17 protein-coding genes are annotated in these 21,979 nt (G+C 42.1%); 15 read left to right on the top strand and 2 right to left on the bottom strand.

What is annotated here, in order from left to right; genetic code table 11:
• The first annotated feature begins 24 nt into the window (after positions 1–24).
• Complete coding sequence (locus DWX57_RS02860) at positions 25–204, top strand: hypothetical protein (RefSeq protein ID WP_119999557.1); 180 nt, start codon at positions 25–27, stop codon at positions 202–204.
• A gap of 313 nt (positions 205–517) precedes the next feature.
• On the opposite strand, the gene DWX57_RS02865 is transcribed toward DWX57_RS02860, so the two are convergent.
• Positions 518–1,339, bottom strand: coding sequence for a histidinol-phosphatase HisJ family protein (locus DWX57_RS02865; protein WP_243106153.1), 822 nt, complete (start codon positions 1,337–1,339; stop codon positions 518–520).
• 334 nt (positions 1,340–1,673) lie between these two features.
• Between DWX57_RS02865 and gap the strand changes: the two genes are divergently transcribed.
• The 3 genes from gap to tpiA all read left to right on the top strand — a co-directional run bounded on the left by gap (position 1,674) and on the right by tpiA (position 4,985).
• Positions 1,674–2,711, top strand: a complete 1,038-nt coding sequence (gene gap / locus DWX57_RS02870) for a type I glyceraldehyde-3-phosphate dehydrogenase (protein WP_004852921.1) — start codon at positions 1,674–1,676, stop codon at positions 2,709–2,711.
• Positions 2,712–2,925: 214 nt separating this feature from the next.
• Positions 2,926–4,140: a phosphoglycerate kinase gene (locus tag DWX57_RS02875; RefSeq protein ID WP_022216404.1), complete on the top strand. Its 1,215-nt coding sequence runs from the start codon at positions 2,926–2,928 to the stop codon at positions 4,138–4,140.
• Between the two features lie 92 nt (positions 4,141–4,232).
• Positions 4,233–4,985: a triose-phosphate isomerase gene (gene tpiA, locus DWX57_RS02880; protein WP_004852916.1), complete on the top strand. Its 753-nt coding sequence runs from the start codon at positions 4,233–4,235 to the stop codon at positions 4,983–4,985.
• Positions 4,986–5,118: 133 nt separating this feature from the next.
• Here tpiA and DWX57_RS02885 read toward each other — a convergent pair whose 3' ends face one another.
• Positions 5,119–5,877 carry a helix-turn-helix domain-containing protein gene (locus tag DWX57_RS02885; RefSeq protein ID WP_022216405.1) on the bottom strand — a complete coding sequence of 253 codons (759 nt, stop codon included), beginning with the start codon at positions 5,875–5,877 and terminating at the stop codon, positions 5,119–5,121.
• A 224-nt stretch (positions 5,878–6,101) separates the two neighbouring features.
• Between DWX57_RS02885 and DWX57_RS02890 the strand changes: the two genes are divergently transcribed.
• The 11 genes from DWX57_RS02890 (at position 6,102) to smpB (ending at position 21,948) form a co-directional block, all read left to right on the top strand.
• Positions 6,102–9,737, top strand: coding sequence for a carbohydrate binding domain-containing protein (locus DWX57_RS02890; protein ID WP_165852749.1), 3,636 nt, complete (start codon positions 6,102–6,104; stop codon positions 9,735–9,737).
• A gap of 192 nt (positions 9,738–9,929) precedes the next feature.
• Positions 9,930–10,688: an exodeoxyribonuclease III gene (locus DWX57_RS02895; protein ID WP_120123145.1), complete on the top strand. Its 759-nt coding sequence runs from the start codon at positions 9,930–9,932 to the stop codon at positions 10,686–10,688.
• 109 nt (positions 10,689–10,797) lie between these two features.
• Positions 10,798–12,342 (top strand): 2,3-bisphosphoglycerate-independent phosphoglycerate mutase, encoded by a 1,545-nt coding sequence (gpmI, locus tag DWX57_RS02900; RefSeq protein ID WP_015534994.1) that lies wholly within the window; start codon positions 10,798–10,800, stop codon positions 12,340–12,342.
• Between the two features lie 145 nt (positions 12,343–12,487).
• Positions 12,488–12,907, top strand: a complete 420-nt coding sequence (mscL, locus tag DWX57_RS02905; protein WP_015534993.1) for a large conductance mechanosensitive channel protein MscL — start codon at positions 12,488–12,490, stop codon at positions 12,905–12,907.
• A 140-nt stretch (positions 12,908–13,047) separates the two neighbouring features.
• Entirely contained in the window at positions 13,048–13,869 is an 822-nt protein-coding gene (gene thiM, locus DWX57_RS02910; RefSeq protein WP_120123009.1) for a hydroxyethylthiazole kinase, read from the top strand.
• 71 nt (positions 13,870–13,940) lie between these two features.
• Positions 13,941–14,585, top strand: a complete 645-nt coding sequence (gene thiE, locus DWX57_RS02915) for a thiamine phosphate synthase (RefSeq protein WP_330514338.1) — start codon at positions 13,941–13,943, stop codon at positions 14,583–14,585.
• Between the two features lie 25 nt (positions 14,586–14,610).
• Entirely contained in the window at positions 14,611–16,092 is a 1,482-nt protein-coding gene (thiD, locus tag DWX57_RS14570) for a bifunctional hydroxymethylpyrimidine kinase/phosphomethylpyrimidine kinase (RefSeq protein ID WP_117874200.1), read from the top strand.
• Positions 16,093–16,208: 116 nt separating this feature from the next.
• Complete coding sequence (locus DWX57_RS02925; protein WP_120123010.1) at positions 16,209–18,869, top strand: YfhO family protein; 2,661 nt, start codon at positions 16,209–16,211, stop codon at positions 18,867–18,869.
• 91 nt (positions 18,870–18,960) lie between these two features.
• Entirely contained in the window at positions 18,961–19,212 is a 252-nt protein-coding gene (gene secG, locus DWX57_RS02930; protein ID WP_015534991.1) for a preprotein translocase subunit SecG, read from the top strand.
• A gap of 116 nt (positions 19,213–19,328) precedes the next feature.
• Positions 19,329–21,512: a ribonuclease R gene (gene rnr, locus DWX57_RS02935; protein ID WP_120123011.1), complete on the top strand. Its 2,184-nt coding sequence runs from the start codon at positions 19,329–19,331 to the stop codon at positions 21,510–21,512.
• Positions 21,475–21,948, top strand: coding sequence for an SsrA-binding protein SmpB (gene smpB / locus DWX57_RS02940; RefSeq protein ID WP_022216414.1), 474 nt, complete (start codon positions 21,475–21,477; stop codon positions 21,946–21,948). The genes rnr and smpB overlap by 38 nt, the downstream gene beginning before the upstream one ends.
• Positions 21,949–21,979: the final 31 nt, after the last annotated feature.

Consider the following 21,979-nt stretch of genomic DNA (forward strand, 5'->3'; position numbering starts at 1 on the left):
TGGTCTGACATAAGGAGATTTCGTATGGGTGATACAGGCAGAGAAGTTTTGCGCAAAGACGTCAAAGTGCGTGGATGGATATTGTTTGGCATCTTTTCAGTGATTTTTGTTTTTATGATAATCACTATATGCTCCATGATACATAATGGAGAGTTTGAATTGAATAGTTTCACAGGACCATTGATTTTTCTGACTGTAATGTGACCGAAAAGAGAAAAAAGAAAGTCCTTGACATGCTCCTCAGTTATTGCCCAAATGCGATATATGGTGATCTGGATGGCGCCGGAGGCGATTATCTTGAAAAAATGAGAAAAACAGACATTCATGATATACCACATAGTCCGTACTATACAGGAAACAATGCATAATGAGATATGAAACAAATAGAGCAGTCAGGTGACTGCCGGAATTGAATTTACGGTATAAAAAAGATGGAACATATAAGCCATTGAACTGGCGTATGTGTTCCATCTTTTTATATTTATAAGTATATAAATTGATATTTTGCAATTTTATTTTACAGCGGATTGAATTCTGGCTTTCTGTTCTTGAATGTACAGTAGTATCTGTAGCCGAGTGATGTGAGGGCATCCCTTGCATATGTCTCAAAATCATAGCACAGATATTCGGGCTTATGTGCATCAGACCCCACTGTGATGATCTCACCGCCCATATCCTTGTAGAGTTTCAGGATATCCATGTGAGGATGTGCGTAACTCATATTCTTGTACAGGCTTCCGGTATTGATCTCTATACCTTTCCCTTTTGGGATGATTATTTTGAAAATCTGTTCAAGCACATCAGTATAATCTGCCATCCTAAAGATATTCTCGCCTGATGGGCAGTATCTTACTACGTAGTCAAGATGACCATATACGTCAAAGTCGTCTATCAGAGTCACGTTCTCAAGGATGGACTCAAAGTAATCGCGGATGCCTTCTATCTCTGTACGTCCCTCATAGTAAGCTGGATAGTATGGGTCGAGACCTTTTACAAGATGCGATGATCCTATGATGAAGTCCAGTTCGTTTTTGTATTTGCCTGCAATATCCCTTGCCTTATCAGCAACGGTATTCATGAGACCGAGCTCCACGCCGCTTCTCACGTCTATGTTATCTCTGTATCTGTCCCGGATTTCATCCAGCGCAGCAAAATATGAATCGAAATCAAGCTGGAAGTCGAAACCGTCCTCCGGATTGATAGGAAAGTCTATATCGTGGTGATCTGTCAGACAGATCTTTGGAATTCCAAGTTGTATTGCCTTCTGGATTATACTGTCCAATGGGGCGGAAGAGTCGCTTGAGAACTCCGAATGTATATGCGAATCACAGATGATCATTTTCTGTATACCTCCGTTTTTAATCATTGCGTTTCATATTATAACATAAAACACTGAAAAAAATATATAAAGTAAAGCTGTTGAGTAATCTTATTATTATCAAATTGTAGTAGTAACATTTTTTCTATAGTCTCAGCCCATTAGTATAATTTGTTAAAACAAGTTTGTCTATTTTGGATAGATGATAACTAAAAAAATGAGATTAAGGCTTGAAATTTATACCTAAAGAATGTATGATTAGCTTGTGTATTTAACACGATTTATTTGCTACGTTCCCGCGTAGCAGATTGATAAATACTTTTATTATATTTCAAAAACCTAGGAGGAATAAAAAATGGCAGTAAAAGTAGCAATTAACGGTTTTGGACGTATTGGTCGTCTTGCATTCAGACAGATGTTCGGTGCAGAGGGTTATGAAGTTGTTGCAATCAACGATTTAACAAAGCCTTCAATGCTTGCAGATCTTCTCAAGTACGATACAGCACAGGGTGGATACTGTGGCAAGATCGGTGAGAACCTTCACACAGTTTCAGCTGATGATGAGGCTAACACAATCACAGTTGATGGTAAGACTCTTACAATCTACAAGGAGGCAGATGCAAACAACCTTCCTTGGGGTAAGATCGGTGTTGATGTAGTTCTTGAGTGTACTGGTTTCTACTGCTCAAAGGAGAAGTCAATGGCTCATATCAACGCAGGTGCTAAGAAGGTTGTTATCTCAGCTCCAGCTGGTAATGATCTTAAGACTATCGTATTCTCAGTTAACCAGGATACATTAACAGCTGATGATCAGATCATCTCAGCAGCTTCATGTACAACTAACTGTCTTGCACCAATGGCTAAGGCTCTTAATGACTATGCTCCAATCCAGTCTGGTATCATGTCAACAATCCACGCTTACACAGGCGATCAGATGATACTTGACGGACCACACAGAAAGGGCGATTTAAGAAGAGCTAGAGCAGGTGCTGCTAATATCGTTCCTAACTCAACAGGTGCTGCTAAGGCTATCGGTCTTGTTATCCCAGAGTTAAATGGCAAGCTTATCGGATCAGCTCAGAGAGTTCCAGTTCCAACAGGTTCAACAACAATCCTTACAGCAGTTGTTAAGGGTGCTGATGTAACAGTTGATGGAATCAACGCTGCAATGAAGGCTGCTGCTTCAGAGTCATTCGGTTACAACACAGATCCAATCGTTTCATCAGATGTTATCGGTATGAGATATGGTTCATTATTTGATTCAACTCAGACAATGGTATCAAAGATCGCTGATGATTTATATGAGGTTCAGGTTGTTTCATGGTATGACAATGAGAACTCATACACAAGCCAGATGGTTAGAACAATCAAGTACTTCGCAGAGTTAGCATAAGTTATTTCAAGCTATAATTAGCTTTTATAATGTAAGCTCATTTAAAAGTATTTATTAGACCTAATAGAGGGTCCGGTCTCCAAGGACCGGGCCCTTTTTTCTTCGTAGGAAGCAATTATGCGTTTCTATGTTCCCGCATAAGAGCGGGTAGGTAGCTGGGCAGAGGACAACTTATAGTTTTCTGTTCTATAACATTATTTAGGAGGAATTAGAAATGTCATTAAACAAGAAATCAGTAGATGATATCAATGTTAAGGGCAAGCGCGTGCTTTGCAGATGCGACTTCAATGTACCATTAAAGAACGGAGAGATTACAGACGAGAACAGACTTGTTGCAGCTCTTCCAACAATCAAGAAGCTTATCGCTGACGGTGGAAAGGTTATCCTTTGCTCACACCTTGGAAAGGTTAAGACTGAGGAAGACAAGCAGACTAAGACCCTTGCACCAGTTGCTAAGAGACTTACAGAGCTCCTTGGACAGGAGGTTAAGTTCGTACCAAGCCTTGAGGTTGTTGACGATACAGTTAAGGCTGCAGTTGACGCTATGAAGGATGGGGATGTAATCCTTCTTGAGAATACTCGTTTCAGAGCTGAGGAGACAAAGAATGGAGAGGCTTTCTCTAAGGATCTTGCAAGCATCTGTGATGTATTTGTAAATGATGCATTCGGAACAGCTCACAGAGCTCACTGCTCAAACGTTGGTGTTGCTGGACTTGTTGACACAGCAGTAGTTGGTTACTTAATGCAGAAGGAGATTGACTTCCTTGGCAATGCAGTAGAGAACCCAGTTAGACCATTTGTAGCTATCCTCGGTGGTGCTAAGGTTGCTGACAAGCTGAACGTTATTTCAAACCTTCTTGAGAAGTGCGATACACTTATCATCGGTGGTGGTATGGCTTACACATTCCTTAAGGCTAAGGGATATGAGATCGGTAAGTCACTTGTAGACGATTCTAAGATCGATTACTGCAAGGAGATGATGGCAAAGGCAGAGAGCCTTGGCAAGAAGCTTCTTCTTCCAGTTGATACAGTTATGATCGAGGATTTCCCTAACCCTATCGACGATCCAAGTATCAAGACAGAGGTATTTGACGCTGACAAGATGCCTGCAGACAAGGAAGGCTGCGATATCGGACCTAAGACTATCGAGCTTTACTCAGACGCAGTTAAGACAGCTAAGACAGTTGTTTGGAATGGACCTATGGGTGTATTCGAGAACCCTGTACTTGCAGCTGGTACAAAGGCAGTTGCAGCAGCACTTGCTGATACAGACGCTACAACAATCATCGGTGGTGGAGATTCAGCAGCAGCTGTTAACCAGCTTGGTTATGGTTCAAAGATGAGTCACATCTCAACAGGTGGTGGAGCTTCACTTGAGTTCCTTGAGGGTAAGGAGCTTCCGGGCGTAGCAGCAGCTAACGACAAGTAATTTGTATATCACTGAGATATAAAGATTATACTGGTGGGTGCCGGTTCAGGCCGGTACTCATCAAAAAATACAAATATAAGAGGTAGATTACAATGGCAAGAAAGAAGATTATTGCAGGTAACTGGAAGATGAACAAGACTCCTAGCGAGGCTGTTGAGCTTGTTAACCTGTTAAAGGACTTAGTAAAGAATGATGACGTAGATGTAGTATACTGTGTACCAGCTATCGATATCGTACCAGTTGTTGAGGCAACAAAGGGAACAAACGTAGCTGTAGGTGCAGAGAACATGTACTTCGAGGAGAGCGGAGCTTACACAGGCGAGATCTCAGCAGCAATGCTTGTTGATGCTGGTGTTAAGTACGTTATCATCGGACATTCAGAGCGTCGTGATTACTTTAAGGAGGATGATGTTCTTCTCAACAAGAAGGTTAAGAAGGCATTTGAGGCTGGTATCACACCTATTCTTTGCTGTGGTGAGTCACTTGAGCAGAGAGAGCTCGGTGTTACTATGGACTGGATCCGTCTTCAGATCAAGTCAGATCTCGCTGGCGTAACAGCAGATCAGGTTAAGTCAATGGTTATCGCTTACGAGCCAATCTGGGCTATCGGAACAGGTAAGACAGCTACATCAGATCAGGCACAGGAAGTATGTAAGGGAATCCGTGATCTCATCGCTGAGATCTACGATACAGATACAGCTGAGGCGGTAAGAATTCAGTACGGCGGTTCTATGAACGCTGGCAACGCTGCTGAGCTCCTTGCAAAGCCAGACATCGACGGTGGTCTTATCGGCGGTGCTTCACTCAAGGCTGATTTCGGTCAGGTTGTAAATGCCGGAAAGTAATTTTAAACAGGCCAAAATATATTAGTTTTAGATTAAATCTGATATAGAATATTGAAAGGGATTATCAAGTGCTTTATCACAAGGTAATCCCTTTTGTTTACGCTTAGAAAAACAAGGTGGTATATTTCAGGAACTAAGTATTGTTTTTATGAAATGGGGTTTGCCTTAAATTTATATTTCTATAGTTCGCAGGTGTTAGACCAGTATGTAATCTGAACTGTTCGGTAAAATAACTCTGACTTGGAAATGCGAGAGTCTGTGCTATCTGGGCAGGGCTATAATCAGAGTATATGAGCATGTTTCTTGCAGTATCAAGTTTTAGCATTTTTATATAATGTCCGATATTATCTCCGGTCTCTTTTTTGAACAGCCTTGACAGGTATGACGGGGTGAGATTGACACGTTTTGCCAGAAGTTCAACAGTGATCCTAGTATGCAGATGATCGTATATGTAGTCTATGCACTCTGCGACCGGTTTGGAGCATATGGAATTTTTCTTAAGGTTTCGCATTTTTTTTGCATAGTCGATGCACATGAACGCATGTAATTCAGATATATCCTCCACAGACTTCATTGTATCTGACTTTTTTATATAAAAATCACTGAGATTGTAAGCAGTTGCCACATCGAGACCACCTTCAATACAGTATCTTGCAACAAGGGCTGTTGTTATGACAAAATGATATCTTATGTTGTTGACCGGCTTTTCAGATAGTAAGCCGAGTCCTTTTTTATCCTTAAGTGGTGAGGCTTTACACAATTCTTTAACCTGTTCTATATCTCCATTTTGTATTATTGAGTAAAATTCAAGTTCAGGGTTATAGGGCGCTCTATTGGTTGAATCTTCGCGTCTTATAAATTCCTGGTAGAATATTTCCTTTGAGTATTTCATATGTGTATAAATCCTTTCCAGTAAATTGTGTCAGGGTAAAAATTTATATGTTATCAAAAGTTTATAAAAGTCTTACTTTACAACTCCTCTATAATATATCATGTAAACTATATAAAAAGCAATAAAACGATATATGGCAAATGTATAAGATGTTATTATCAAAATACTTTATAAAGATGCGACGTCGTAAATATTATTATTTTATTTTTGGAGAGGAGTATTTTATGAGAAGGTTAAAACAGCTTGTGGCTATGATACTTGTAGTTTGTATGCTGATCACTCTGTGTCCATCAGACGTTAGTGCTAGAACATCAAAAGCTGCGGTAAAGTCTGTAACTGTGACAAATCTTGTCACAAATAAACTTGTACTAAAAAAGGGTACAAAGTTTCGGGTGAAACCTAGAGTTGTAGTTACAGGTAAGATCAGCAAAAAAGTAACATATGTATCATCAAATAAGAAGATAGTTACAGTAGATAACAAGGGTGTTGTCAAAGCGGTAAAATCAGGAAAAGCGGTTGTAGCAGTGAAGAGTGCTGCAAACCCAAAGGTAATGTATAGGTTTAATGTTTATGTTGGGGTTCCTACGAAGACTGTTAAATTGTCTGCAAAGGCTGTGAACATGTTTAAAGGAACCAGCAGGACGTTAAAAGCTTCAATTGCTCCAAAGAATGCCACATATAAGAGAATTCAGTGGTCATCATCAGATAAAAGAATAGCAACAGTTTCCTCGAAAGGTGTTGTAAAAGCAGTTAAGGTTGGAAGAGTATATATAACTGCGAAGGCTATGGATGGAAGTGGCAAATATGCAAGATGTAAGATTACAGTAAAACAGCCAGTTACTTCTATCAAGCTTTCAGCGGCAACACTCACTATCACAGAGGGAAGCAGTAAAACGCTTACAGCTACTGTCGCTCCTGCATCGGCAACCAACAAGACGTTAAGTTGGACATCGAGCAATAAAAAGATTGCAACGGTTTCAGCAAAAGGCGTTGTGAAGGCTATAGCACCAGGTACAGCTACAATCACAGCAAAAGCTGCTGACGGTTCAGGAAAGAAAGCAACATGTAAAGTGACTGTAAATAAGAAGGTGACTGTAGAAAATAAATACGAGTCGCAGGGGTATAAACTTTTATGGCATGATGAATTTGACGGAACAGAGCTCAACCGTGATATTTGGAATGTTGAACTCCATGAGCCTGGCTGGGTCAATAATGAGCTTCAGTCATATGTTGATTCTGAAGATAATATAAAAGTCAAGAATGGCACACTTGTTATAAGCTCAAAGAAAAAAGTGAATGAGGATGGTTCTATATCATATACATCGGGAAGAGTAAACACACAGAATAAGCAGGATTTCAAGTATGGCAGAGTACAGTTCAGAGCAAAGGTTCCTACAGGTAAGGGTTATCTTCCAGCAGCATGGATGATGCCTACAAACGAGAGCCTGTATGGACAGTGGCCTAGATGTGGTGAGATAGATGTGATGGAGGTTCTTGGAGACAATACATATACAACCTATGGAACGATTCACTATGGCAATCCGCATTCAGAGTCACAGGGAAAATATACACTTTCAAATGGAAAGTCATTTGCGGACAGCTATCATGTATTTACATGTGACTGGGAGCCTGGAAAAATTACGTGGTATGTAGATGGAGTTAAGATGCATGAGGAAAATGACTGGTATTCTACAACTGCCGGAAAAGGTACAGTTACTTATCCGGCACCGTTTGATCAGCCATTCTATGTAATACTCAATCTTGCAGTTGGCGGTAATTGGCCAGGAAATCCGGATGCAGATGCAGCTTATATTAACAGTGAGAGCTTATATGTTGATTATGTGAGAGTATACCAGAAGGAGTCTTATGACGAAAATGTGACAAAGCCAGAGCGTGAAGTTATAATTCGTGATCCGGATGAAAATGGCAATTATGTAATAAATGGTGATTTTAGTGAGACCGAGGATCTGGGAGATGCAGAAAACTGGATTTTTATGGCGCAGAATGGCGGCGAAGGAACAGCGGTCATCGAGAACAATACAATCAACATAAATACAATTGATGCAGGAACGGTTGATTACAGCATACAGTTGGTACAGCCTGATATTCCTGTAGAAAAAGGTGCCACATACAAGCTTTCATTTGATGCGTGGGCGGATGAGGCGAGAACAGGCATAATTGATGTCTCAGCGCCAACCAGATCATGGGGAAGATATCTTAAGGATACAAAATTTGATATGACAACAGAGAAACAGACATTTGAGTATGAGTATACGATGACTGATTCATCTGATGACAAGGGAAGAATAGAATTCAACTTCGGCAATCAGGGAAGCGTGGCTGGTGTACATATTGCAAATGTAAAGCTGGTAAAGACAAATCAGACTGAGATAGTTGACAAGAAGACGATCCTCGCTGATGGAAACCTAGTTTACAATGGAGAATTTCAGGAAGGAACAGGAAGACTTGGATATTGGACAGTCAGCAACAATTGCGGTGCTGAGTATAAGGTGACAGGTCTGTCTGACGGAAGAAGATTTTCATACAAGTCATTGGATGAGAGTATAGATGGCAACTTCGTATTATCACAGGATGAGCTTGCGTATGCCCCAAATACAAAGTATGTACTTAAATTTGATGCTGAGACTGCAACTGAGGGAAAGAATATAATTATCACTACAGGAGATTCAAAGTTTGCTGTAACTCTGGATAAAGGAATTAAGAATTATGTTTACAAGTTTGAGACCGGAGAAGAAGTGACTGACAGTTCAATCAGCATTGATTTTGGTAACAGCGGAGAAGTTCTGTTAGACAATGTGAAGATAATGCAGGATTCACTTCTTCTCAATGGGAACTTTTCAGCAGATTTTGCTGGATATGATGTGTATATAGACAGCAGTGCGGATGCAGAGTCTGTTGTGGACAGCCAGAAGGAGGACAATGCTGCTGACTTCACAATAAAGAATTCAGGTGACCAGAACTGGAAGATACAGCTCAAGCAGAATAATATCAAGCTTGAGAAAGGACAGTGGTACAAGCTTTCATTTGATATAAAGAGTTCTGTGTCGAGAACTGTTCAGTATGCGATACAGAGGGATGGAAGTACACATAAGGATAGTACAGGTGCAGAGGACTGGACACCGTATGTTCAGGAGACAGTAAAGCTTGATGCATACGATCAGGCTGATCAGAAATATGTGACTGTTTCAAACACATTCCAGATGGCCTGTGACACAGACGAAGAGAGTATTTTCAATATTGCACTTGGCGCAGGCGGAGAAAATGGTTCGGCAATTACAGATCAGCATAGAATATGTATTGATAACATTATCCTTGAAAAGACTTCGGCTCCAGAGATAGATGTGCCTGTAGGTAAGAATCTTCTCACAAACCCAGAATTTGAGATGAGTGAGGATGGTAGCCTTGCCGGTTGGGAAAATGCAGTGACTGCTCCTGGAGATGCCACAATTGAAACTGGAGATGGAAAGATCACATACAGTGTTGCAAACGTGGGTGAGGCAGACTGGAACATCCAGCTTAAGCAGATGGGATTGTCTCTTGAGCAGGGCGAGTCATATACGCTTAAATGTACATTGTTTTCTGATGTTGATAGAGTTGTGAAGGTTGCTGTTATGACTCCTTCAGCCGGATATGCATGGCATGGCGGTGAAGATGTAGTTCTTACAGCTGGTGAGGCTAAAGATATAACACTCACAATTACACCTAAGGAAGAAGTTTTCACAGATGGTATCACTGTTGATACAGGTGCCGGATTATTCTTCTCAATGGGATATGTTGAAGGATACACACTTGGGGCACATACAGTTTCTATATCAAATGTATCATTTGTAAAAAATTAAATTTGACCCCTAAAAAACAATAATATATACCCTTAGGCAGCGGCGAATCGTCGCTGCCTTTTTCATTGTGGCCATAGCAGGATTTTGGTGAATTTTTTTAATGATTTGACAGTCAGAATGGGTGTTTGTATGATAAAATAAAACATGATTTTCCCAAAATAATAATGAAAGGATAAAATGGTATATAAATTTATGAAAAAACTTATCTCATGGAACGTAAATGGAATAAGGGCATGCGCCGGTAAAGGCTTCATGGACTTTTTTAACAGCATAGATGCAGACATATTCTGTATACAGGAGTCCAAGATGCAGAAGGGACAGCTCACACTTGATATGCCAGGATATTATCAGTATTGGAACTATGCGGATAAGAAGGGATATTCAGGTACGGCTATTTTCACAAAAGAGAAACCTTTGAGTGAAACAAAAGGTATAGGCATAGATGAACACGACCATGAGGGGCGTGTCATAACACTTGAATATGAGAACTTCTACATGGTGACTGTATATACACCAAATTCACAGAACGAGCTTGCAAGGCTTGATTACCGGATGAAGTGGGAGGATGATTTCAGAGCATATCTGAAAAAGCTTGAGGAGAATAAGCCTGTTATAGTGTGCGGCGATATGAACGTGGCTCACAATGAGATAGATCTGAAAAATCCAAAGACAAACAGGAAGAATGCGGGATTTACTGATGAGGAAAGAGAGAAGATGACGGTGCTTCTAGATGATGGCTTCATCGACACATTCAGATATTTTTATCCGGATCAGGAAAATATCTACTCATGGTGGTCGTACAGATTCAAGGCAAGGGAGAAGAATGCAGGTTGGCGTATCGACTATTTTCTCACATCTGAGAGTTTGAAGGACAAGCTTGTCGATGCCAAGATACACACTGATATCATGGGATCTGATCACTGCCCGGTTGAACTGGATATCGACCTGTGATTTGAGTTGGATTTGAACTTGAAAAATAGGCATTATATAAGTATAATCTCAAATGAGTGAATTATGATTAAGAGGCATTTAGCCGGAATAAATAAAAAGGAGAAAAATTATGAGTAAGAAACCAGTAGTTTTAATGGTCCTTGACGGATATGGTCTCAGTGACAAGACAGAGGGCAATGCAGTAGCACTTGCAAAGACACCTGTTATGGACAAACTTATGGCTACAGCACCATTTGTGCAGGGCGCAGCTTCAGGACTTCCTGTAGGACTTCCAGACGGTCAGATGGGCAATTCAGAGGTAGGTCATATGAATATCGGCGCAGGCCGTATCATATATCAGGAGCTTACAAGAATCACAAAGGCAATCGCTGATGGAGATTTTTTTGAGAACGAGGAGATGCTTGCTGCAATAGAAAACTGCAAGAAGAACAATTCAGATCTTCATCTCTGGGGGCTTCTCTCAGATGGTGGTGTCCACAGCCACAATACACACCTTTATGCGATCCTTGAGCTCTGCAAGAAGCAGAACTTTGAGAACGTATACGTTCATCCATTCTTCGATGGAAGAGATACACCGCCTGCATCAGGTAAGGGATACCTTGAGGAGCTTATCGCAAAGATGAAGGAGATTGGTGTAGGTAAGGTTGCATCTATGTCAGGCCGTTACTACGCAATGGACAGAGATAACAGATGGGACAGAGTAGAGCTTGCATACAAGTCACTTGTAACAGGTGAGGGCGTTCAGGCTGAGGACCCGGTTGCAGCTATGCAGGAGTCATATGACAAGGAAGTATATGATGAGTTCGTTCTTCCTACAGTAATCACAGAGAATGGTAAGCCTGTATCACTTGTTAAGCCAAATGATTCAGTTATATTCTTTAACTTCAGACCAGACAGAGCCCGCGAGATCACCAGAGCATTCTGCTGTGATGATTTTGATGGATTTGAGAGAGCAAATGGCCGCATGCCACTCACATATGTATGTTTCAAGGACTACGACGAGTCAATACCTAACAAGCTTGTAGCATTCAAGAAGGAAGAGATCGACAACACATTCGGTGAGTACCTTGCAGCTAAGGGTCTCAAGCAGCTCAGACTTGCTGAGACAGAGAAGTATGCTCATGTAACCTTCTTCTTTAACGGCGGTGTTGAGGAGCCTAACAAGAATGAGGACAGAATCCTTGTAAAGTCACCTGCTGTAGCAACATATGATCTTCAGCCTGAGATGAGTGCCCCAGAGGTAAGCGAGAAGCTCAATGCAGCTATCCTTGGTGGCGAGTATGATGTGATCATCATCAACTTTGCAAACCCTGATATGGTTGGTCATACAGGTATTATCCCAGCAGCTATCCAGGCTGTAGAGACAGTTGACAAGTGCGTTGGCGCTGCTGTAGAGGCAATTGATAAGGTTGATGGTGTTCTCTTTATCTGTGCTGATCATGGTAACGCAGAGCAGATGATCAACTATGAGACCGGTGCTCCACATACAGCTCATACAACTAACCCTGTACCATTTATCCTTTACAACTATGGTGAAGATGTAGAGCTTCGTGAGGGCGGATGTCTTGCAGATATCGCACCTACACTTCTTGAGGTTATGGGACTTCCTCAGCCTAAGGAGATGACAGGCAAGTCACTTATTGTAAGAAAGTAAAAAAAGATGATGTGCGATTAGCGATGACAGCAAATGTAGATATATGTCATATCAATCGCGCGGGAAACAACAAATAAAAGATACGGCACCGAATTATAATATAAGATTGTTATGATCGGTGCTGTATTCAGTTGGAAGGATACATATGAAGAAGTTTTTGGAAGAGTTTAAGGAGTTTGCCCTTAAGGGAAATGTGATGAGTCTTGCAATCGGTGTTATCATTGGTGGAGCGTTCCAGTCATTGGTTACATCTTTTACAGACTGTTTCATCACACCAATAATCAACAGTATCGGTGGAGCAGAGATTGGTGGACATTTTCAGATATTCCATACAGGACAGTATATCGAGTATGGAGCGTTTATTTCAGCAGTTATCAACTTCATAATCATGGCATTTGTTATATTTGTCATCATGAAGGGAATCAATGCGATCATGGATCTTGGTAAGAAGAAAGAGGAGGCAGCTCCTCTCACAAGAAAGTGCCCATACTGTATGGGTGAGATAGATATCAAAGCAACAAAGTGTATGCATTGTACATCTGATGTACCTCCTGCCCAGGAGTAGATCAGGTCTGACCTGGATCAGCGCCAGCGTAGGGATACATACAGCATAAGAAAAGCGGCTGTGCCTTATGGTATGGCCGCTTTTCGTCAAAAAAGATTAGCAGATAAACAACAGAGTATATATAAAGGAGACAGAAAAACATGATAAAAGAGTGCCTTGAAAATGTAAGAAAGAATGTACCTCTGGTACACAATATAACAAACTATGTAACTGTAAATGATGTGGCAAATGTCATTCTGGCGTGCGGTGGAAGTCCTATCATGTCGGATGATGAGGGTGACGTGGAGGATATCACAAGCATATGTGGTGGTCTGAATATCAACATAGGAACACTTAACAAGAACACTATTCCATCAATGTACCTGGCAGGGAAGAAGGCAAATGAACTTGGACATGTTGTACTTCTCGATCCTGTTGGAGCAGGAGCAAGTAAGCTCAGAACTGATACGGCTGTTGAACTTATGAAGGAGATTAGATTTGATGTTATAAGAGGAAATATCTCTGAGATCAAAACTCTGGCATATGGTTCCGGCAGCACAAAGGGTGTTGATGCCGATGTGGCAGATGCGGTTACGGAGGATACGCTTGATAATGCAGTGACATTTGTCAAGAAGCTATCTGCTGAAACGGGATCTATCATAGCTGTAACAGGCGCAATAGACCTTGTTGCGGACGGCGAGAAATGTTATGTAATCAGAAACGGCCGTCCTGAGATGGGTAAGATCACTGGAACAGGCTGCCAGCTCTCAGGAATGATGACAGCATATGTTGTGGCAAATCAGGACAACAAGCTTGAGGCTGCTGCAGCGGCTGTCATGGTCATGGGACTTGCTGGGGAGATCGGTTATTCCCATCTGCAGGCATTTGAGGGTAATTCAACATACAGGAACAGGATAATCGATGCCATATACAATATGGACGGGGATACACTTGAACAGGGAGCAAAGTTTGAAATCAGATAATTGACGGAAGTCTAATAATTGCCTGGATCTGAATCAGATTGGGATCGAAACATATAGGAAGGACGGATAGTATGATAAATTGCAGTGAGAAAGAGCTCTTGCTCTACGCAGTAACTGACAGACACTGGCTTGGTGAAGAGACTCTGTATGATCAGGTAAAGAAGGCACTTGACGGCGGTGCAACATTTGTACAGCTCAGGGAGAAGAATCTCGACAGAGAAGACTTCCTCGCTGAGGCGAAGGAGATACAGAAGCTTTGTAAGGAATATGGAGTTCCATTTGTCATCAATGACGAGGTCAGCATAGCAAAAGATATAGATGCTGACGGTGTACACGTGGGACAGAGTGATATGGAGGCCATGGACGTCAGAAAGATACTCGGCCCTGACAAGATACTTGGAGTGTCTGCACAGACTGTCGAACAGGCGATTATAGCGGAAAAGCACGGCGCAGATTATCTTGGTGTAGGAGCAGTGTTTACAACAGGTTCAAAGGATGACGCAGACGATGTGAGCCATGAAACTCTCAAGGCCATTTGTGAGGCGGTGTCCATACCGGTCATTGCCATAGGCGGCATAACAAAGGATAATGTGGCCGAGCTTGCGGGCTCCGGAATATGCGGTGTGGCAGTTATAAGTGCCATATTCGGACAAAAGGACATACAGAAGGCCACAGAGGAGCTCAAGGTTTCTGTAGAGAATATGCTTGATGCCTGACTAAATATATGATATAGAGGTGTACATGAAAAAAATAGTTATCAGTGATATAAAAGGTGCGATATTTGATATGGATGGGGTTCTGCTTGACTCTATGCCTATGTGGGATCATGCCGGAGAGATGTATCTGGCGGGACAGGGGATACAGGCAGAACCTGATCTTGAGAAGGTGCTTTTCACCATGACCATGATGAAGGGCGCAGAATATATGCAGAAACACTATGGACTTGAACTCAGCGCGAAGGAGATTATAGACGGTATCAATGAGACTGTGCGCGATTTCTATGCAAATAAAGTTGAGCCGAAGTCAGGTGTGCCTGAACTGCTGAGGTTCTTAAAGAGATATGATATCCCGGTCACTGTTGCAACATCCACAGACAGATGCCATGTTGAGGCAGCACTTGTGCGGACGGGACTTATGAAGTATGTTGACAGGATATTTACATGTTCTGAGGTGGGCGTGGGCAAGGCAGCCTCACCTAAGATATATGAGATGGCGGCTGAGTTTATGGGAACTCCGGCTTCGGATACATTTGTATTCGAGGACGCATATCATGCGGCGGAGACAGCACAGAACGGAGGATTTGTTGTGGTCGGTCTCTATGACGAATCCAGCAGGGACAGACAGGGAGATCTTATAGCACATTGTGATCATTATTTTAAGAGTATGGATGACATGCTGTGCAGTATAAATTCTGACAGAAGCCGTCTTGTGCCTGTCCTCACCATAGCCGGAAGCGATTCCTCAGGTGGCGCAGGTGTGCAGGCGGATCTCAAGACCATGCAGGCAAATGGCGTATTTGGTATGAGTGCGATCACAGCCCTCACGGCTCAGAATACCACAGGAGTGACTGCTATCATGAACGTTATCCCTGATGTACTTGGCGCCCAGATAGATGCGGTGTTTACCGATATACGGCCGAAAGCGGTCAAGATAGGAATGGTATCTGTTCCTGAACTTATTGATGTGATAGCTGACAGACTTGCCAGATACAATGCGGAGAATGTCGTGCTTGACCCTGTGATGGTGGCGACCAGTGGTGCTAAGCTTATAAGCGATGATGCGGTGGAGGTCATGACCGGTAAACTGTTCCCACTTGCAAAGCTCATAACGCCAAACATACCTGAGACTGAGGCGCTCACTGGTATATCGGTGAAGAGCGTAGCTGATATGGAGAATGCCGCCAGATGTATATACGGAAAGTATGGCTGCGCTGTCCTTGTAAAGGGTGGACACAGCATAAATGATGCAAATGATATGCTTTTTGACGGAGAGAATATCACCTGGTTTTCGGGTGAGCGTATTGATAATCCGAATACACATGGCACAGGATGTACGCTTTCAAGTGCGATCGCTTCAAATCTCGCAAAGGAATATGATGTAAGTGATTCAGTCAGAATGGCCAAACAATATATATCCGGTGCCCTGGCGGCCATGCTGGATCTGGGATCGGGCAGTGGACCGCTGAATCATGGTTTCGATATACGAAGTAGATATATGTTATAAATCAGTATGTAAAAGTTAGAAATTCTTTCATTAAAAATTTTTAATCTATATCTATATAGTATTTTCACAGATTGTGTAGTATTATATTAAAACTAAATAATCTGGAGAAGAATACGATGGAGAAAGAACAGAGAAAACAGCTCGTTATTCAGATGCTTACAGCGGGCATTATCACATTCTGCCTGCTGTGGCTTCTGTTTTATATAAAAAAGTATGTGCCGTTCGGAGTACACTCACTCGCATCCAAGGATGCTGATTTTCAGTATCTTGATTTTCTGGCATATCTGAAGGATGTATTTGACGGCAAAAATAATATAGATTATTCTTTCAGCAAATCTATAGGAGGGGCCTGCATAGGAGTATTCAGTTATTATCTTTCCAGCCCGTTCAATTTATTGCTGTTGTTATTCGACAAATCCCAGCTTGTATTGTTCGTACATGTGATCATAACGTTAAAGCTTGCCTGTGCGGCGGCGACATTTGCATTTTATCTCAACAGGAGATTTGAAGAGTGGAATGATGGTTCTGTGAAAAAGCAGGCACTTATCATTTTTCTGGCGGTGAGCTATGCAGTGAGTCAGTATGGAATCGCCCAGGCATGTAATATAATGTGGCTTGACGGCTTCTATATGTTACCGCTCATAATGCTGGGCGTGTACAGAGTGGTTAACGGTGGCAGGCCTGTTATGCTTTCCGTATCAGTTGCATTGGCAGTTCTGTTCAACTGGTATATGGGCGGAATCAACTGTGTATTTGCCTGTTTCTGGTTTTTGTTTGAATTTGCATATTCAAGATTGTACAGTGGGGATACTAAGGCTGAGAAGACTGTCATAAAGGATTTTGCCGGAAAACTTGGACGGTTTATATATTCAATGCTGGCGGGAGTTCTTATCAGTGGGGTGTTGTTCCTTCCGACGATAGGTGCGATGCGTTACAGTGTAAGAGGAAGTCTTGATTTCGGCTCTCTGCTCGACATGTCATTTATCGGTGATGTTTCATCTGTGATAGACGGATATTCGCTTGGCGCACAGAGTCAGAAGGGAAGCGTGTCTCTGTACTGCGGATGTCTGGCGCTGATAGGATTTATTGGAATCTTCATCGGTAAGAAACACAATGTAAAGCAGAAGATATTAGCATTTGTCACGCTTGTGGTAATGCTGCTCATGTTTTACTGGAATCCATTGTGCATGGCATTTTCTCTGTTCAAAGAGGTTGGATCATATTGGTACAGATATTCACATGTTGGAATATTCTGCATATTATTCTTTGCCGCTGAATTTTTCCTCTCGGAGGATCTGAATGCTGTAAAATGGCGGGTTATCATTGCAAGTGCGATATTTAGTGCGGCTATGCTTGGTGTAAACTATCTGCATGGAGTCCAGGATAACAAACTTGTATGGCTGACCGCTGCGCTAATTGTAGGGGTAGCCGTTTTGATAGCACTCGTAAGCAGGCTTTCGAAAAACGTAGGAGCCGGAAGAGTGTTCGGAATTATATTTACGGTCATTCTGTGTGCAGTGCTGACTGTTGAGACAGGATACAGCGTGATGTTGCAAATGGACAATATCCATATCGACAACGGTGAGAGTTTTGTTGAGTATGAGACGGCTATGGAAGGCCTTATAAATGATCTGAAAGAATATGATTCCGATACATACAGGATCAGCCAGACCAGATCAAGGGCGACAAGATCACTCGAAAAAAAGAAAAACAATAATGGCAAAGATACGGATGATAATTTTAAATATAAGAACAATGTCAGAGCAAATTATGACGAGTCGTTTGGTTATGGGTATTGGGCGATAGGATCGTATGTGTCGACCGCTGACAGCACAGTGTTGAACTTCCTTGTGGACACGGGATACAGGAGCGAAGGCGATAACCTAAGTGTTGTCAACATGCCGGTGCTTGGAACTGATTCACTGCTGGGAGTCAGATACATCGTATCTGATTATGCTCTGGAGGGCATGAATAAAGTAGAGGATATTGCAGACAATGCAAATGGAGCCGATGTATACGAGAACCCATACAGCCTGCCTATGGCATTTGTATATGATTCAGGCAAATATACAGCGGCAAAATATAACGGCAATCCGTTTGAATATCAAAATGAGCTCTACAGCGAGCTGCTCGGCAGAAAGGTTGAGATCTATAAGCCTTTAAAGTACGAGACGGTTGTAAGTAAAGCGAAGAAGCGTGTATACAAGATGGAGATCCCGGAAGGCAATTACATCGCTTATGGCAATATCCCATGGAACAGTCTGTTTAACGCAAAGCTGAATGTCAATGGAATATACAGGACCAGATATGCCAGATGGCTTTCGCCGTCAGTGTTCAATATTCCTGTAAATGAGGATCGTGATTACTACAAGGTTGTGCTTCACTCAAAGATGAAGCTAGATCTGGATGATGGAGCAGAGCAGTTTTATGTTCTTGATCTGGATTTGCTGAAAAGCATAGCAGAGGAGCTTGAGAAACATACCCCTGATGTGATGGATATAGAAAATGGCAGCGCAGAATTTGTTGTAAATGCCAAGGAAGGACAGAGTTTATTCACATCTATTCCTTACTGTGATGGTTGGACAGTCAAAGTTAACGGCCAGAAGGTACAGCCGGATAAGGTGGTAGACAGCCTGTATTCTATAAGTCTTGTTGAGGGTGAGAATGTTGTTGAGATGAAATTCCATGTGAAATATGCAGGCGTAGGTATTGCCTGTTCGATAATAGGTATCGCAATGCTGGTATTTGCGGAGTTTTACAGAAAACGAAGAAAATAGTTATTGAATATATTATCTTGTTGTGTTATTATGTTTCAAGTTGGTGTTAAAATTATACACACACCATTTTTTCGGAAACGGAGGTGTTAAGATGCTGAAGACAATATTAATGGTAATTTATGTTATAGTATGTATAGTATTAGCAATAGTGGTTCTTTCACAGGAAGGAAAGGATGCGAGCCTTACAAGTTCCATATCAGGAGCAGGCGGCGGATTTGACAATTCCTACTGGAGCAAGAATAAGGGAAGCTCAAAGCAGGAGATACTTAAGAAGATAACAGCAGTTCTCACAGTTCTCTTCTTTGTACTTGCATTACTGCTTGACTCAAAGCTTTTCAACTAATAATGATTTCTGATGCTTACATATATTAACTGATATATGTAAGCATTTTTTTGCTCATTATGCAATGTATTTGTGCGGTAGGGATGCGGGCATAATGTATATAGAAAGGGTTTGTTATGGATAATAAGGATTTGGAGTTATACAACAGAAGAAAACAGACGGTATATGAATTTATATGCGATGATGATTATCCGCCAATGAAGTTCAAGGAGATGTGTACATTCCTTCAGGTCCCGGGAGATGAGAGACAGACATTTCTCGATATACTGAATGACCTCACAGAGGAGGGACTGATCATCAGATCGGCAAAAGGACGATATCAGAAGGTCGGAGAAGGGACATACAAGGGAACATTTATCGGCAATCAGAGAGGTTTTGGATTTGTCCGCGTTGAGGGCATGAAGGAGGATTTCTTTGTCCCTGAGAAGAATACCATGGGAGCGTTCCACGGTGATACAGTCCTCATACGTGCGGAGGACAGACCGAAGGGAATGAAGCAGGAAGCATCGGTTATAAAGGTACTTGAGCGTGGACTAAAGAAGGTTGTCGGAGTCTATCAGAAGAATAAGAACTTTGGATTTGTCATACCTGACAATCTGAAAATAGAAGGAGACATATTTATATCCAAGGCAAATTCCATGGGCGCCATGGCTGGACATAAGGTTGTGGCGGAGATCATCAGTTATGGAGACAAAGTGAAGTCTCCGGAGGGAAAGATTATAGAGATACTTGGACATATAAATGATCCGGAGAGTGACGTGCTGTCTGTGGTCAGAGCTCTGGACATTCCAGTCGATTTTCCTGACGAGGTTATGGACAGCCTCTCACAGATCCCTGATTTTGTCAGCGCATCGGAGATGGCAGGCAGAACGGATCTCCGACATCTTCAGACAGTGACGATAGATGGCGAGGATGCAAAAGACCTGGACGATGCCATAACACTCTATGAGGCGGACGGAATGTACAAGCTTGGTGTGCACATAGCTGACGTGACCCACTATGTAAAGGAGAATTCCCCTCTGGATAAAGAGGCACTTAACAGAGGTACAAGCTGTTATCTCGTGGACAGGGTAATACCTATGCTTCCACACAAGCTGTCAAATGGTATCTGCTCGCTGAATGAAGGACAGGACAGACTTGCACTTAGCTGCCTTATGGACATAGATCAGAAGGGCCACATAGTAGGACATAAGATATGTGAGACCGTGATCAATGTGGACCGTAGAATGTCATATACAAGTGTGTCTGCAATTGTCGAGGATCACGATCCAGGGGAGACCAGAAAATATGAGGAGCTTGTGCCCATGTTCGAGATGATGCTTCATGTGTCGGATCTTCTCAGAGCGAACAGAAGAAAACGAGGCTCAATAGATTTTGATTTTGACGAATCGAAGATCAAGATAGACTCCGACGGCAAAGTTGTATCAATAGGTGTATATGAGAGACGCAGATCCAATGAGATCATTGAAGATTTTATGCTTGCTGCAAATGAGACGATTGCTGAGGATTATTTCTGGCAGGATATACCATTTGAGTATCGAGTGCATGAGACACCTGATGCAGACAGGGTTGAGCAGCTGGCGCTCCTTATAAGTAATTTTGGAATGTACTTTAAGGCATCAAAGGAGAATATACATCCGAAAGAATTCCAGAAGCTGCTTGACAGGATAAAGGGTGAGCCTTATGAGAATCTTGTGAGTAGGATGGCGCTGAGGACCATGAAACAGGCGAAGTATTCAACAGAGTGCACAGGACATTTTGGACTTTCGTGTAAGTATTACTGTCATTTTACTTCTCCTATAAGGAGATATCCAGATCTGCAGATACATCGTATAATAAAGGAGAACATACATGGCAAACTTGACTCGAGGAGAATAGAACATTACAGCATGATACTTGACAGGGTGGCTGATGACAATTCGCGCAAGGAGAGAAGAGCTGAGGAAGCTGAGCGTGATGTGGAGAAGCTCAAGAAGGTAGAATATATGTCGGCTCACATTGGCGAGGTCTACGACGGTTTTGTCTCCGGTGTTACAAACAGGGGAATGTTTGTGGAACTGCCGAATACGGTGGAAGGCTTTGTGAATGTGGCAGATATGCGCGACGATTATTACTATTTTTCTCAGGAAGATTATGCTATGATAGGTGAGGATACGGGCAAACAATATGCCATCGGTGATCCTATACAGATAAAGGTGAAGAATACAGACAAGATGACGAAGTCGATAGATTTCAGTATTGTATATAAAGGAGAGGATACATTTGTCAAAGGAAAGAGGAAACACTCTCATCGCAAATAACAAAAAGGCATATCACGAGTATTTTATAGAAGAGAAGTTTGAGGCCGGAATAGAGCTTGTGGGAACCGAGGTAAAGTCCATAAGACAGGGACACTGCAGTATCAAGGAAGCATTTGTCGGAATAGACCACGGCGAGGTGTATGTGTACAGAATGAATATCAACCCATATGAGAGGGGGAATATATTCAATAAAGATCCGCTCAGGACGAGAAAGTTGCTGCTCCACAGGTACGAGATCAACAAGCTCATCGGACAGCAGAAGGTGAAGGGTTATACCATTATGCCGCTCAAGGTATATATCAGAGATGGACTTGTCAAGATGGAGATAGGCCTGGCAAGAGGTAAGAAGCTCTACGACAAACGTGAGGATATCGCCAAGAAGGATATGAAGCGCGAGATGGAGAGAGATCTCAAGAGTAGGAGCAAGGACTTCTGATCGTGAGCGTTTGTGGAATTTCTGTGAAATC

The organism is Coprococcus sp. AF19-8AC, assembly GCF_003603115.1.
In the GTDB taxonomy this organism is placed as follows: Bacteria; Bacillota; Clostridia; order Lachnospirales; family Lachnospiraceae; genus Coprococcus; species Coprococcus aceti.